Origin of the sequence: Ensifer sp., assembly GCF_035999185.1 — a bacterium.
In the GTDB taxonomy this organism is placed as follows: domain Bacteria; phylum Pseudomonadota; class Alphaproteobacteria; order Rhizobiales; family Rhizobiaceae; genus Ensifer.
In genome coordinates this window covers 18,183-31,618 of the sequence record NZ_DASYHB010000097.1, presented here as the reverse complement: position 1 = coordinate 31,618, position 13,436 = coordinate 18,183, and the positions used below count along the sequence as shown (strand labels likewise).

14 protein-coding genes are annotated in these 13,436 nt (G+C 60.1%); all 14 read right to left on the bottom strand.

Going from position 1 to position 13,436, the window contains the following annotated elements; translation table 11 throughout:
* A complete protein-coding gene (gene fliF, locus VGO04_RS09520) occupies positions 1-1,482 on the bottom strand; it encodes a flagellar basal-body MS-ring/collar protein FliF (protein ID WP_327495698.1) in 1,482 nt (493 codons plus the stop codon).
* 46 nt (positions 1,483-1,528) lie between these two features.
* Positions 1,529-1,855: a flagellar hook-basal body complex protein FliE gene (gene fliE / locus VGO04_RS09515; RefSeq protein WP_327495697.1), complete on the bottom strand. Its 327-nt coding sequence runs from the start codon at positions 1,853-1,855 to the stop codon at positions 1,529-1,531.
* Positions 1,852-2,265 carry a flagellar basal body rod protein FlgC gene (gene flgC, locus VGO04_RS09510; RefSeq protein WP_327495696.1) on the bottom strand — a complete coding sequence of 138 codons (414 nt, stop codon included), beginning with the start codon at positions 2,263-2,265 and terminating at the stop codon, positions 1,852-1,854. Before flgC ends, fliE begins: the two co-directional genes overlap by 4 nt.
* Before the next feature lie 23 nt (positions 2,266-2,288).
* Complete coding sequence (locus tag VGO04_RS09505; protein WP_327495695.1) at positions 2,289-2,681, bottom strand: hypothetical protein; 393 nt, start codon at positions 2,679-2,681, stop codon at positions 2,289-2,291.
* 23 nt (positions 2,682-2,704) lie between these two features.
* Positions 2,705-3,847, bottom strand: coding sequence for a flagellar basal body P-ring protein FlgI (locus tag VGO04_RS09500; RefSeq protein ID WP_327495732.1), 1,143 nt, complete (start codon positions 3,845-3,847; stop codon positions 2,705-2,707).
* 5 nt (positions 3,848-3,852) lie between these two features.
* On the bottom strand, positions 3,853-4,452 hold the full coding sequence (locus VGO04_RS09495) for a flagellar basal body L-ring protein FlgH (protein ID WP_327495694.1): 600 nt from the start codon (positions 4,450-4,452) through the stop codon (positions 3,853-3,855).
* Positions 4,449-5,495, bottom strand: coding sequence for a flagellar basal body P-ring formation chaperone FlgA (gene flgA / locus VGO04_RS09490; protein WP_327495693.1), 1,047 nt, complete (start codon positions 5,493-5,495; stop codon positions 4,449-4,451). The genes VGO04_RS09495 and flgA overlap by 4 nt, the downstream gene beginning before the upstream one ends.
* Complete coding sequence (flgG, locus tag VGO04_RS09485) at positions 5,492-6,286, bottom strand: flagellar basal-body rod protein FlgG (RefSeq protein ID WP_327495692.1); 795 nt, start codon at positions 6,284-6,286, stop codon at positions 5,492-5,494. Before flgG ends, flgA begins: the two co-directional genes overlap by 4 nt.
* Positions 6,287-6,341: 55 nt before the next feature.
* Complete coding sequence (locus tag VGO04_RS09480; RefSeq protein WP_327495691.1) at positions 6,342-7,130, bottom strand: flagellar hook-basal body protein; 789 nt, start codon at positions 7,128-7,130, stop codon at positions 6,342-6,344.
* 36 nt (positions 7,131-7,166) lie between these two features.
* Complete coding sequence (gene flhA / locus VGO04_RS09475; protein WP_327495690.1) at positions 7,167-9,266, bottom strand: flagellar biosynthesis protein FlhA; 2,100 nt, start codon at positions 9,264-9,266, stop codon at positions 7,167-7,169.
* Positions 9,263-10,357, bottom strand: coding sequence for an EscU/YscU/HrcU family type III secretion system export apparatus switch protein (locus VGO04_RS09470; protein WP_327495689.1), 1,095 nt, complete (start codon positions 10,355-10,357; stop codon positions 9,263-9,265). Before VGO04_RS09470 ends, flhA begins: the two co-directional genes overlap by 4 nt.
* Positions 10,357-11,166 (bottom strand): flagellar biosynthetic protein FliR, encoded by an 810-nt coding sequence (gene fliR, locus VGO04_RS09465; protein WP_327495688.1) that lies wholly within the window; start codon positions 11,164-11,166, stop codon positions 10,357-10,359. Before fliR ends, VGO04_RS09470 begins: the two co-directional genes overlap by 1 nt.
* Before the next feature lie 72 nt (positions 11,167-11,238).
* Positions 11,239-11,481 (bottom strand): flagellar biosynthetic protein FliQ, encoded by a 243-nt coding sequence (locus VGO04_RS09460; protein WP_327495731.1) that lies wholly within the window; start codon positions 11,479-11,481, stop codon positions 11,239-11,241.
* Between the two features lie 1,435 nt (positions 11,482-12,916).
* Positions 12,917-13,435, bottom strand: a complete 519-nt coding sequence (locus tag VGO04_RS09455) for a hypothetical protein (protein ID WP_327495687.1) — start codon at positions 13,433-13,435, stop codon at positions 12,917-12,919.
* Position 13,436 lies beyond the last annotated feature (1 nt).

The following is a 13,436-nucleotide window of genomic DNA, read 5'->3' as shown; positions in this document are numbered from 1 at the left end:
TTACCGCTTCAGGCCTGCCGGGTCGAGTGCGACCGGTCCGCGATCACCCGCCTGCATCCAGGCTTGCACCTTCCTCAGCGCTGCCTGGCGCTCGGCCTCGCTCAAGGTCGCTGGCTGGTTCAAACGGCGGCGGGCGGCGTGGATGACGATGAGGAGGGCCAGGACGATCAGCAGCAACACGCCCAGGATCCTTGCGTAGTGCCAGGGAAAATCAGACGCGGAAGCTGGAGTCCTCATGGTCTGCGAAGGTGCGTCCTGAAATTCGGTTGTCATGTCGGACGGGACTGCTGCAGCAGCCTGGCTTGCAGCGGCTGCGGGCACCAGCGCATTGAGCGATTGCACGACAACGAGGTCGCCACGGTCCACACTGGCTCCCACTGCGGCTGCCAGCATCCGTCGAACCTTGTCCTCCTGTGTGGCGTCCAGGGACTGGCGCACCACCGCCACCACCTGGATCTTGCGGATGGAGCCAGCCTGGCTTGTCACCTGCTCAACGCGCCGTCCCACCTGGTAGTCCACATCGCGCTGCGTGCTGGAACCCGAGCCACCCCCAGGTCGCGTGGCGTCTGTGGAAGAACCTGCTGCCGTGTCCCGCACCGACTCACGCTCTTTGACGATCACACCGCGGCTGTCCGAGCCGCGCGAGGGTGCGGGCAGGACGTCTTCAGTGGTGACGCGCACGTGGTCCATGTTCAGGGTGACGTCCACGGTAGCAAGCGCCTGGCCCTTGCCAAAGGCCTGCTCAAGCACAGCAGTAGCCTTCTTGGCCAACTGTTGCTCCGTGTCCTTCTTGAGTTCCAGACGAACACCGCCGGAACCGGCTGTCGCCCCATCCACTGGTTCGTCGGGCGATCGGCTGAGCGCCATCCCTTGTTTGTCCACCACCGTCACGTCCTGGGCGGTCATGCCCGGGGTGGCTGCAGCGACCAGGCGCTGGATGCCGTTGACCTGCGCGGGCTTGAGTGCCTGGCCTTCCTTGAGACTCACCGTAATTGCGGCCTTGGGCCGTACGTTGGCTTGCTTGAACAGGCCTTGTTCGGGAAGGGCAAGGTGCACACGCACATCGCGGATTTCCGACAGAGAGGAAATCGTGCGCGTCAGCTCGCCTTGCAGCGCCCGCTGGTAGTTGATCTTCTGCGCGAACTCGGTCATGCCGAAGTCCGTGTTGTTGAACAGCTCGAAGCCCACCGCGCCCTGGAGCGGCATCTCCTTGCCCATGAGCTTGATGCGCGTGGCGTGCACCTGGGCTTTATCCACCAGGATCGAGCCAGTTGCATCGTCCACGCGGTAGGGAATCTTGAGCTTTTCCAGCTCGGCGGACATGGCGGTCGCGTCCTGAGGCTTCAGGTCAGAAAACAGCACTTGGTAGTCACTGCGCATGATCCACCAGCCAAACACCGAAGTCGCCAGCAGAATGCAGACGACTCCCACGATCAGGCCTGCGCGCGCGGAGCGGCCCAACCCCTCCCAGAATTCAGTCATTTTTCAAATCTCAAGTGCGTAAGGTACGAAGGGAAGCGACACGCGGCTAAAGCTGCATCTTCATGACGTCCTGGTAGGCCTCCAGCAGCCGGCTTCGCACCTGCATCATCAATTGGAAGGACAGTCGACTCTCTTCCAGGCGGATCATGATCTGGTGCAGGTTCTGGGCGTTACCGACTGACAGTTGCTGAAGGTCTGTCTGGCTGACCATGAGTTGCTGGTTCACATGGTTGATCCCTTGGGTGACCATGTCGCCAAACCCAGCGCCGCTTGCTGCGCTCTTGGCGCCAACTGGCTCCAAGGAGATGTTGGCAGCCGCTTCCGGAGACGCTGCGGTGATGGCGGACACTGCAGCCAGTGCTTGCTCGCTCATTGGTTGCCCCCGATTTCAAGCGCCTTCAGGGCCAGGTTGCGCGAGGTGGTCATCGCAGCGAGGTTCGCTTCGTAAGAGCGCATGGCGCTCATCAAGCTCACCATTTCAGTGGCAGCGTCGACCGACGCATAGGCGACGAATCCCTTGGCGTTGGCCATGGGATGCCCAGGCTCATACACCATGCGCGGCGCCTGCTGGGTGACCTCCAGTGACATGCTGGGGGCGGACAGCCCCTGGGTCACCGCATCCGCGAATGCGCGGGTCGCGACCACACGTCGAGGCTGATAGACGTTGCCATCGGGCCCTGCTACGGTGTTGGCATTGGCCAGGTTCAATGCGGCCATTTCGACTCGCGTGCGCTCCAGCGTCATGCCGCTGGCGCTGATGGCAAATGTGCGTTCGTATTCCATGAAGAGTGTTACCTTGAACTGCGTTAACGTTTGCCGTCGGCCACCGCCAAGGACAGGATGCCCATGTGGCGGGACAAGCCCTTGAGCAGAGCCTGGTAGTGAACGGCGTTCTGTGCCATCTGAGCGACCTCGGAATCGAGGCGGACCTGTTGCGTGAGCCCGGGCGCGAGGGGAGCGGGTTCCAGTGAAGTTGAAGACTCGGCCATGGCAGCCAAATGCCCTTGTTCCAGGCGCCGGCCCTCGCTCAGTTGCCGGCGGGCCTCCTCCATCTGTGCCGAGAACTTCACCTGCATGGGGATGAAGCCTTCGGCACTGGAGTTGGCGATGTTGTTGGCAATCACCTGGTGGCGCAGCGTCGCCGCATCGAGTGCCAGCGATAGGCTGGTCTGGGTAATGGCTTCGATTCCGTCCGTCATGGGCTAGTCCGTGGGAAGAAGGGTTACTGAATGATCAATTCGGCGTGCAAAGCACCGGCGGTCTTGATGGCACGCAAGATGGAAATGATGTCCCGTGTGGGGGTTTTCATGCGCGCAAGCGACTGCACCAGGTCGGAGACCGTAGTGGCACCTGCGATGAAGCCAGCACCTGCGTTCTGCTCGTCCACGTCCACACGGGTGTTGGTCACCAGTGCGGTCCGCACGCCGTCTCCTGCATTCCCGATGAACACGGGTTGCGAGGCCGCCACCTCATTGCGGATGGACACCTTGATGTCGCCATGGGAGACAGCTACCTTGGAGATGCGCACGTCTCCGCCAGATACCACCGTCCCGGTTCGCTCATTGAGGACCACCTTGGCCCGGCGATCCGGCTCCACGGTGACCGATTCCAGCTTGGCCACGAAAGAAACCACCTGGCGGCGCTGATCTTCTGGGACATACACCTCGATGCCAGACGCATCTCGCGCTTGCGCAAGGCCTGCGCCCAGTCGCAGGTTGATTGCGTCCGCCACGCGGTTGGCAGTGGTGTAGTCCGGCTCGCTGAGCACGAAGGTCATTCGGGAGTTCTCCGAGAGCACTTGCGACTGCACACCCACTTCCACGGTCGCGCCTCCTGGTACCGAGCCTACGGTGGGATGGTTCTTTTGCACCACGTTGCCGTTGGCGTCGTAGCGATAGCCACCAACGGACAGCGGCCCCTGCGCCAGCGCATAGACGCGCCCGTTGACTGCCTTCAGGGGCGTCAGCAGGAGGCTGCCGCCAACCAGGCTGCGGGCATCGCCGACCGAGGTGACGGTGATATCGAGGTTGTCCCCTTCGCGCGAGAACGGGGACAAGGAAGCACTCACCATCACCACAGCCACGTTACGGCTCTGGATTTGCTCCGGTGCGATGTTCAGGTTGAACTGCGACATGGCATTGGAGAGTGCTTGCCGTGCTCCGCGGCTCGATGGTGAATCACCGGTACCGGCGAGGCCGGTCACGATGCCTGTCCCCACCAGCGCGTTCTCTCGCCAACCTTGCAGCTTGCCCAGGTCCTTGACGCGCACTGGCTGCGCGTTGGCGCTTCCAACCAGCGCAGCCACGCCAAGAATTGCGCAACTTAGGACCGCACCAAGCCGGCCTGAAAAGAATCGAGTGTGCATGCTGTTCAAAGCCCCATCGCATCAAGCAGGTTGCGCCACCAGGGCCTGCGATTGCGTTCGGCGATGTCACCATCACCCACGTAGCTGATCTTGGCGTCTGCCAGGCGCGTGGACAGCACGATGTTTCCGTCGGAGATGTCGATCGGCCGCACGCGCCCCTCCAGGGTTACCTTCTGAGGTTCCTGATTCACAGTGAGCAGTTGTTCCCCAGCGACCACGAGCTCGCCGTTGGGAAGGATCTCCCTCACGGTGACCGTCAACGTGGCGAGCACACGGTTCGTGCGCTGCGTCCGTCCTCCACCATCGAAGTCGCCTCCCACCGAGAGTCCCATTTGCGATGCGGTACCAGAGCGATGGGACAGTTCGGTGGAGATCCCGTTCTTGCGACGCGTGCCCGTATCGGCGCTGGTGCTTGCGCTGGAGTTCTCGAACACCTGTATCGTGAGCATGTCACCCACCCGGAACGCCTTGTTGTCACCCGTCAAAGGGCGGTAGCTCTGCTCCCGATACAGGCTTTCAGCGTGCACAGCGCCGGCTTGCCAGGTCAGGGCCGCAACAAGCACAAGAAGAGCGCGCGCGCCCATCAGGATGTGGCGGGCATTCATGGTTGAAGCTCCAGTTGCCCCGGCCCAATGACCTTGGCCATCACGGGCGCCGAGCCGTTGCCGGCCTTGACCCGAACTACTTGTCCCACCTCGCCGGTCTGCAACACTTCCACCTTGCTCTCCAAAGACACCAACCCGCTGTGGGCCACCAGGGTCACCCGGTCGCCGCGTGACACGGCGGCAGCGGGCTTCACTTTCTCGGCGCTGAGTACGTCGCCCGCCTTGATGGCTATCCGGGTCTGCGATTGCGTCAACGGCTCCTGGGCTGGATCCGAGAAACGTATGGGAGCCAGACCGCCTGCGCCAGTCCTGGCGAGAAGGTGCGCCACGTCGACCTGGTCTGAGACGATGTCCCGCAGACCAATGGCTTCGCCAGGGCCCATAGGCTCCTTTGCCAAGTTGGTCTGCGCGTAGACGCTTACCTCGAAGCGAACAGGAACGGCTTTGACGTGGCGCTGGCCGGCGAAGACATCGACCCAGACGAGCATGCGCTTGCCAGGTGCAACGGCTGCCAGCGGTCTCACCCGCAGCTGCGTGTCACCAACCGGCACGAACACGCTTGAAGGCAGCGAGATCGGGCTTACTTCCACACGGGCGCCAGACAGACCCTTGGCACGGGCGGCTGCCTGCAGATATGCCTCAAGGGCCGGTTGCGAGATCGCCACCAGGGAATCCGCGGACAGTTCTTGAGAAGCGCTTTGGACCACCGTGGAGCCCACGCCTTCCCACCGAACACTCTCGGCGGGGATGCCCAGACGCCTGGTGACCCACTGGGCAAGACGCTCACGGTCCAGTTCAGCCGACTCGCCAGCGCGCGGAGCCATGCCCACCGGAAGCGACACAGCCCGGCGCAGCAGCTCCAGATCCGGGCTGCTCAAGTAGGCGATGGCACCCAGCGCCACCTGGGGCTGCAGCACGTTGGCGGACGGCAACATCTCTACCCGCAGCGAAGGCGTAGCCGCCTGCGCACAGAGGGCCAACGGCGCCATACCGGCGAGCGCCGCTACAAACCTCGCGCGGATCAGCCTGCGAAACAAGCTCATCGACGCAGCCCGTTGACCATGCCCATGATGTCGTCCGCCGCCTGAACGACCTTGACGTTGGCTTCGTAGGTGCGTTGAGCGACCATGAGGTTCACCATCTCCTCGACCATCTTGACGTTGGAGCCCTCGAGGTAGCTCTGGGCAAAGGTGCCCATTCCGTCTTCGCCAGCACGTGCGGAGATGGCCTCTCCTGAAGCCACGCTGCTGCGGTACAGGTTGTCCCCTTGCGCCGCCAAGCCCTGTGGGCTGGCAAAGCGCACCAGATCGAGTTTTCCGATCTCAGTGGGGCTGGACTGTCCCGCCACGCGCACCTGGACACGGCCGTCGGCCGATACGGTCAGATCCTGCGCCCCCTCGGGCACGCTGATGCTGGGCTTCAGGGGGTAGCCCGCCTGGGTCGCGAGATGGCCTTCCTTGTTCACTTTCAAGGTGCCGCCGCGGGTGTACGCGGATGTGCCGTCGGGCATCAGCACTTCCATGAAGCCGTCACCCTGCACTGTCACGTCAAGAGCGGAGTCGGTCTTCTTCAGCTCGCCCATGTCGAATAGTTTCGAGAGGCTTGCCACGCTCACCCCGGCCCCGGCGCGCACGCTCGGGCCCAACAGACCTGCTTCGGCGTTTGCCTGGACGGATGCCAGCCGCGTCGGATCCTTGGCCACCAGGTCAGAAAACCCGATGCGTCCTTTCTTGAAGCCCGTGGTGTTCACGTTCGCCAGGTTGTTCGCGATCGTGTCGACATTGAGCTGTTGTGCCTGCATACCCGTGGCACCGATGTAGAGGGCGTCGAACATGGAAGTTTCCGATGGATAAGAAGAGGTAGCGTGTCGGATGGCAAAAGGATGGATATCAGGAGAGCTCGCCCAGCTTGCGAACAGCCTGGCCGGTCATGTCGTCGTAGCCCAAAGCGACTTTCTGCATCGACTCGAAATGGCGCATCGTCTGCATGAGCTGGACCATCTCCTGCATGGAGCTCACGTTCGAGTTCTCCAGGAAACCCTGGCGAATCTGGACGTCTGCCTCCTTCATGGCCACAAACGATCCGTCCGGCGAGAACAGCCCTTCGCCCAGGCGCCGCATCGCCTTGGTGTCCTCAGGCTGCATGACCTTGATTTGGGCAACCGGCGTTGTGTTCTCAGCAATTCCGGTGCGCGACTCGAACACGTTGCCAACGGCGTCGATGAACGGCCGGTCACTGTTCAACACGATTTCGCCGCCGTTGCCCATGACAGGAAGGCCCTGCGCATTCACCAGACGGCCGCGGGCATCGACCTGAAACGCCCCCTGGCGCGTATAAGCTGGCCCTGTCTCGGTCATCACCTCAAAGTACCCTGGACCCGCCAGCGCCACGTCCAGGCTCTGGCCTGTGGATTTGAGGGTGCCTGGGCGCATGTCGGTCTGCACCAGCATTGAAGGCATCCTTGCCGCCGCGATTGGCGCATCGGTCCCTGGGAGTTGCGCCTGCATGCCTTCAACCACCGAAGAAAACGCTTGCGCTGGCACACCGATGGGCTGGCTGGCCAGCACTTCGCGCTGATAGCCTGCGGTCAGTGCATTGGCCAGGTTGCTGCCGACACGGTCAAGCTTTTGCATGTCCGTGTGCATGGACTGCAAAGCGATGGCGAGAACTTCTTGCATGGGTAGGTGTTGCTCAAAAATGTCAGGGCAAGGCGTTTACTGCAGGCTTACCACCGCGTAGGACTTCAGTTCTATGGTGTGCGGGATCTCTGCCATCGACAGGACGCGCAAATGCGGCATCACGCGTTCGGACAGAGAGCGGACGTGCCTGCGCAGTTCCGGAGCACACAGCAGCACGGGCAGCATGTTCCCCTTCATCATCCGTTCGGCTTGTTGCATCAGCTTGACCATCAACTGCTCGGCCATCTTGGGCTCCAGCACGAAAGAACTGGTGACTGCAGATGGGTTGTCTGCTCCGGCTGCCTGGGCGGTCTGCACGCTCTGCAGGAACTGGCTCTCGACAACAGGGTCCAGCGTGAGGACATGCAGGGCCGTGGCCTCGCCGATGAGTCCCTGGCAGATGGCGTGCCCCAGGCGCAGACGAACCAGCTCGGTCAGGTAGCCGGCGTCCTTGGACTGGCGCCCGGCATCGGCCAAGGTCTCCAGAATGGCTTCGATGTGGCGGATGGAAACCTTCTCGCGAAGCAAGTTCTGCAAGACCTTTTGAACATCGCTGACCGATAAAACGGTAGGAATCAGTTCCTCCACCAGGCTCGCGTGCTGCTGGCGCACGCGAGACAGCAGCTTGTCGACCTCAGCGCGCGTCAAAAGCGCTGCAGACTCGCGTCTCAGTACCTCGGTCAGGTGCGTCATGAAAACCGTGGGAGCATCGACCAAGGTGAATTTGCCAGCTATCGCCGCTTCCCGTTGCTCCTCTTCAATCCACAGAGCGGGAAGTCCGTAAGTAGGATCGCGCGTGGCCTGGCCCGGCAAGCCTTCGGTCTTGCCAGAGGGGTGGATGGCCAGGATCCTGTCCACCCGTGCTTCGCCCCGACCGCAAATCACCCCATCGAGGTGGATTTCGTAGCGATCCGCACCCAGGCGCACCGCGTCCTTGAACCGGACTCTTGGCAGAACAAAACCGAGCTCTTGCGCGTGCTGCTTGCGAAAGGAGACGATGCGTTCCATGAAGGCGCTGCCAGGCTCATTGACCAGGGTGGCCCACTGGCTTCCCACGTGGATTTCGATGGGCTCGACCTGCAGGGCAGCGTAAGGGTCTTCCGCTTTGTCCTCTGTGCCTGCCTGCGCCGCGCCATCACCGTCCGAGGTTTCCACGCTTGCCGTCTGTACGGCCTTGGACTTCACAGCGCGGTAGGTCAGCCACGCAACTCCCGCGACGAAGATGATCAGCATCACCGTGGGAAGCATCGGAATACCCGGCAGCAACAAAAGTCCGGAGAGGGCTGCGCCCACCAGCACCAGGGTCTTGGGGAAGGACGTGATTTGCTTGAGCACCTCCTGGCTCAGGTTTCCGTCCGACGCCGAGCGCGTCACGATGATGCCGGTGGCAACCGCAATGATCAGTGCAGGAACCTGTGTAACGATCCCGTCGCCGATGGTCAAAAGCGAGTAGGTCCGCAGCGCCTGATCCCAAGGCATCTTGTGCTGGAGGATGCCGATGACCAGTCCGCCCACGATGTTGATCAGCAGGATGATGATGCCCGCGATGGCATCACCCTTCACGAACTTGCTGGCCCCGTCCATGGCGCCGTAGAAGCCCGCTTCTTTTTCGATGTTCTTGCGCCGGCGTTGGGCTTCCTCCTGATCGATGAAACCCATGTTCAGATCCGCATCGATGCTCATCTGCTGACCAGGCATGCTGTCAAGCGTGAAACGGGCTGCGACTTCGGAAATCCGCTGGGCGCCATTGGTCACCACCACGTACTGCACGACGATCAGGATCAGAAAGACGATTAGGCCGATCACGTAGTTGCCGCCCACCACGTAGGCGCCGATGGCACCAATCACCTGGCCAGCGTCGCCGTCCGACAGGATGAGGCGCGTTGCCGCCACGTTCAGCGACAGACGGAACAGCGTGGCAATCAGCAGCAGCGAAGGAAACGTGGAGAACTCCACCGGCCGCGCCATGTAGAACGTCAGCAGCAGGATCAGGAACGCGAAGCTGAAGTTCGTGAGGATCAAAAAGTCCAGCAGCGGGCTGGGGATGGGCGCGAACAGCACCACCAGCACGCCCATCACGACGAGCACCATGGCAACGTCGCTGTGCTTGGCAAAGAAGCGTTGGAGCGCGTTCATGCCGCAGCCCTCGCTTGCCCGCTACCAGCGTTGCGGTCTCTCATGGCGAACACCCAGACGATGATGCGCGCAACCTCCACAAACATGTGGGGCGGCACGTAGTGCTCGATCTCTAGTTCTTTGAACAGCTTGCGGGCGAGGCTTGGGCTGCGCACCACCGGGATGTTGTGGCGCGCCGCCACCTGGCGCATCACCGCAGCCAGATGCCCAGCCCCCTTGGCAATCACCTGGGGCGAGTCCATCTCGCCATGAACGTAGCGCAGCGCTACCGCCACATGTGTAGGGTTGGTCAGCACAACGTCCGCGTTCTTGGTTTGCTGCAAGGCCTGGCTGCGTTTGCGCGCTTCGTTGCGCAGTTCGCGCATGCGGGCGCGTATGCGCGGATCTCCATCCCTGTTTTTGGCCTCGTCTTTGATCTCGCGCTTGCTCATGCGCATCTTCTTGGCGAACTCGTGCTTGGTGAACAGCAGGTCCACCAAGGCAATCAAACCAAGAATCATTGCCATCTTCAAGCCAAGGCTGGCCATGTCCCCCAAAAGGGTGTGCACGTAGCCCAACGGCGAAAGTCCTGACAGGTTGTAGAACTGTGGCGCAAGTGCGATCAGTGCGTAGTACGCAGTGACCACCAGCAGCACCAGCTTCACGCACGCCCGAGCGGTATCAAACAGCGTGCGCATGGAAAACACTTTCTTGAACCCGTTGACGGGGTTCAGCCGACTGATGTCAGCCTTCACCGGGTCCAGCGACAAAATGATGCCCGTCTGCAGAACGTTCGCCAGCAGCGCGGCCAAGGCAATCGTGGCGAGAAATGGTGCAAGCCAGTACAGCGTGCCCTTGAGCCCTCCGGCAATCAGAGGCCAGAGGCTTGCGCCGCCGGGGTCCATGCGTCCGCTCTGCAGCAGCAGCATCTGATCGAACTGGAATTGCTCGCGCATGGTCTCCCAGCCGCGCGAGCTCAGATACACCACGGCGACCACGAAAACGATGGCGGATACGACGTCTGCGCTCTTGGAGATCTGGCCTTTTTCTCGGGCCTTCTCGAGCTTGTACGGAGTTGCCGCCTCGTTGCGGTCGAGGTCTTGATCAGCCATTACCGAGCCACTCCCCGATCGCCGAGGCCAGTCTGTGACGGTGCAGGTGCGCCTGGCACAGCCAGAAAGATGGCCTGCCACGTGTCGAAGATGTTTGCGTAGACACGGTTCATTGCCCCGCCCATACCCGCGAACCACAGAGACAGTACAGCCAGGCCCACGACGATCTTGGTCGGTATGCCCAGGACCAGCATGTTGATCTGCGGCAGGTTGCGAGAGACAACGCCGAGTGCCAGCTCGACCATCAGAATGCAGAACACCACGGGAGCCGCCAACGCAAAGCCGAGACTGAACAGGCCGCCAGCTTGCTTCAGTACTGCCGTTGCCGCGGCATCGGGCGACCAGGGCGAACCAAGCGGGAAGGCCTCGACGCTATAGGCCAGTGCGCGCAAGAGCGCGTGGTGCCCGTCGACGAGAAAGAACACCAGCACCGCGGCGTAGTTGAACGTCGAGACGAGCAAGGCGGAAGGCCGCTGGCTTACGGGGTCGAACACCTGCGCCAATCCAAAGCCGATCTGCACGTCAAGTAGGTTGCCCGCCATCGAAAAAGCCGCGAAGGCCAGCAGTACTCCGAGGGCGAGCGTCGCCCCCAATGCAACTTCAATCAAAGCGGCTTGGATCCACTGACCTGCGCCATCCACAGCAGCGCCGACCGGTTTTTGCAAACCTGCCGCCAACGCAACAGCCAGGGCAACGACGACGATGGCTCGCACCCTTCCCGGCATGGGCATGGCGTAGAGCACGGGCGTCATGGCCAGCACGATGGCAATGCGCAGGGAAAGCAGAAAGACGGGTGCCATCAGCACCATGGGTCGAGTCTCACCGCGCAGTGCGGAGAACACGAGCGTATCGAGAGAGCCGGAAGCCATGGCGCAGAACGCTCAGAACATGCTGGGAATGCCGGTCCACAACTGGGTGGCAAACTGCCCGAGCTTCTTGAGCATCCAGGGGCCGAAAATCACAATGGCTGCTCCTGCGGTGAGCAGCTTGGGAACGAAGGTCAGCGACATTTCCTGCACCTGCGTGACCACCTGGAGCACGCTGATGAACAGGCCAACCAGCATCGTCAGCCCCAGCACGGGAAGGCAGACAATGAGACCTGTCCAGAACAGGTCTGAAAGCATCTTCAACGCAAGGTCCGCATTCATAAACCAAACAAGCTCTCAAAAGCAGACGCGCACAGCTCCGCTGCAAGGCGCGCGCCAAGGCAATAAATTTGGTACTGGAAAAAAAACGTCCAAGGCCGTCGAGTCGCACTTCGACAGCGATTGGCATTCCCGTATGAAGCTTGCCCGGTTCCAGGTCTATAGCTTCATTCCCATCCCTACAGCAATACTCGCACTCGACGAAAAAGCTTGCGCAGAGCTAGTCGAAACAGCGCTGCTTGAGCCCGGCTTTCTGAATGAAAGTCCGTTGGGCATCAATACTTTTTTGTACTCGTGCCTTGGTCGTTCGTGTCACGCGCAAAAGCTGTTTTACGAAGCTTTAGCTGCCTGCTACGTGGCGACCGAGCGCGAGTCTACTTGGCTTTGTGCAATTTTTCACAGGCCGGATAGAACCGTTACGTCTTTGCAAATTTACAACGAAAACAATGCAAACTTACTAAATGGTAAGTGGCCACTCCTACTGAGCAGTAAGTCGGAATTGCTAGCGGGGGATTCGGCTTGAAGTCGTATAGACATCTCGTTGGCGGCGACCTTGAACAGCCGCAGATTTCCCGCGTCTGCGGTGAGGTGACAATCCTCAGTCGAAGACGTGGTTGAGGCCCGAAATATTGCATCAGTGCTTGATCCACCCATTTGGGTCATTGTGCTCCACAAGACTCCAGTGTTGGCAATGGCAATGATATGTTTGACGTCGCGTCGCTATCAAGTTCCAAGTTTCCGGGTGTGAAGCTCAAAACTTGATGGTGCTGGGAGCAACGCTGGCGTGTAGGCAGCACGTGTTTGTAGTGAAAAAAGAACCAGAGCGCCACGCTTGAAGACGAAACGCGAGCGGCACGAGCTGCCAGAAACGACTCACTGTGCCTCCAGGGTGGTCGCCCGACTTCGCAATCAATTCGTCAGCGGTTCACGGTCTATACCTCCGCGAGGAGACCAGGAAAATTCAGAAAGCGAACCGCAGCGTGAGAATTTCACCTGAAGGTGAGATTCGCAAGCAGGCGCAAATGTGGTGGACACCGGGGGAACGATTGTTAGCAAGCCATCCATGCGTCCCGCGCCTCCGCTGAAGGTGCAGGTTGTCATGGTTCAACTGGCTTGAAAAGCACCGACGATCTGGGAGACAGGTTGCTGCAGCTCGGGTAATTGAAGAAGTCGTTCTGGCTGGACGGGCGAGGCCCGCTCGCAACAGCAACCAGAGGCGGCAGAAAAACTAAATTAATCCCAACGACTTCTTTTCTGAAAATTATCATTTGATGAAATTCAAAACCAATCAAACCAAAAATGTCGCGCAAAACAACATTCTCAGCAAGCCGCAGTCACTCATTGGAAATTAGTCATCTCACTCGCATTGAAAAATTTCAAACTTATCTTGCATTAGGTGGACCGGAAAGATGTGCTACTTTTTTAAGTAGAATTCCTGTCCGGTATTTTTGTCGACATATACATCCTCGGTGATATTTTCCCGAATTTTTTTCAGATTTTCTGGAATCTGCTCCATGTAAATTGATTTGGCGGTCAGTGACTCTTCGAATGACCATCCAGCGGGCACCACAATGCGCTGAGCGATATTCGGATCGGAAACGCAAACCGCTACCTTTTTCTGGGCGTCATTGTTCCAAAACAAATGGCCAAACTGGGCCCAAGAGCAAGCAACCAATATTCCGTCGCGCTGATCCACGACACAGATATCGATTGATCTTTCTTCGAGCTTGTAGATCAACCCAGCCGACTCAAGCTCTGTTACATACTTTTGAACAGCCTGGGGCGATGTAAAGGTCAAAGCAACCAGATCTCCATCCCCTCTAATACTATCATTGGGGAGGGATTTTAAGAAGTTTTCAACGCCACCTAGGTATTTGCTTTTTAGGGCGTCGCCATTCAAGACTACTGAAATTGCTTCAATAATAACCGCCATG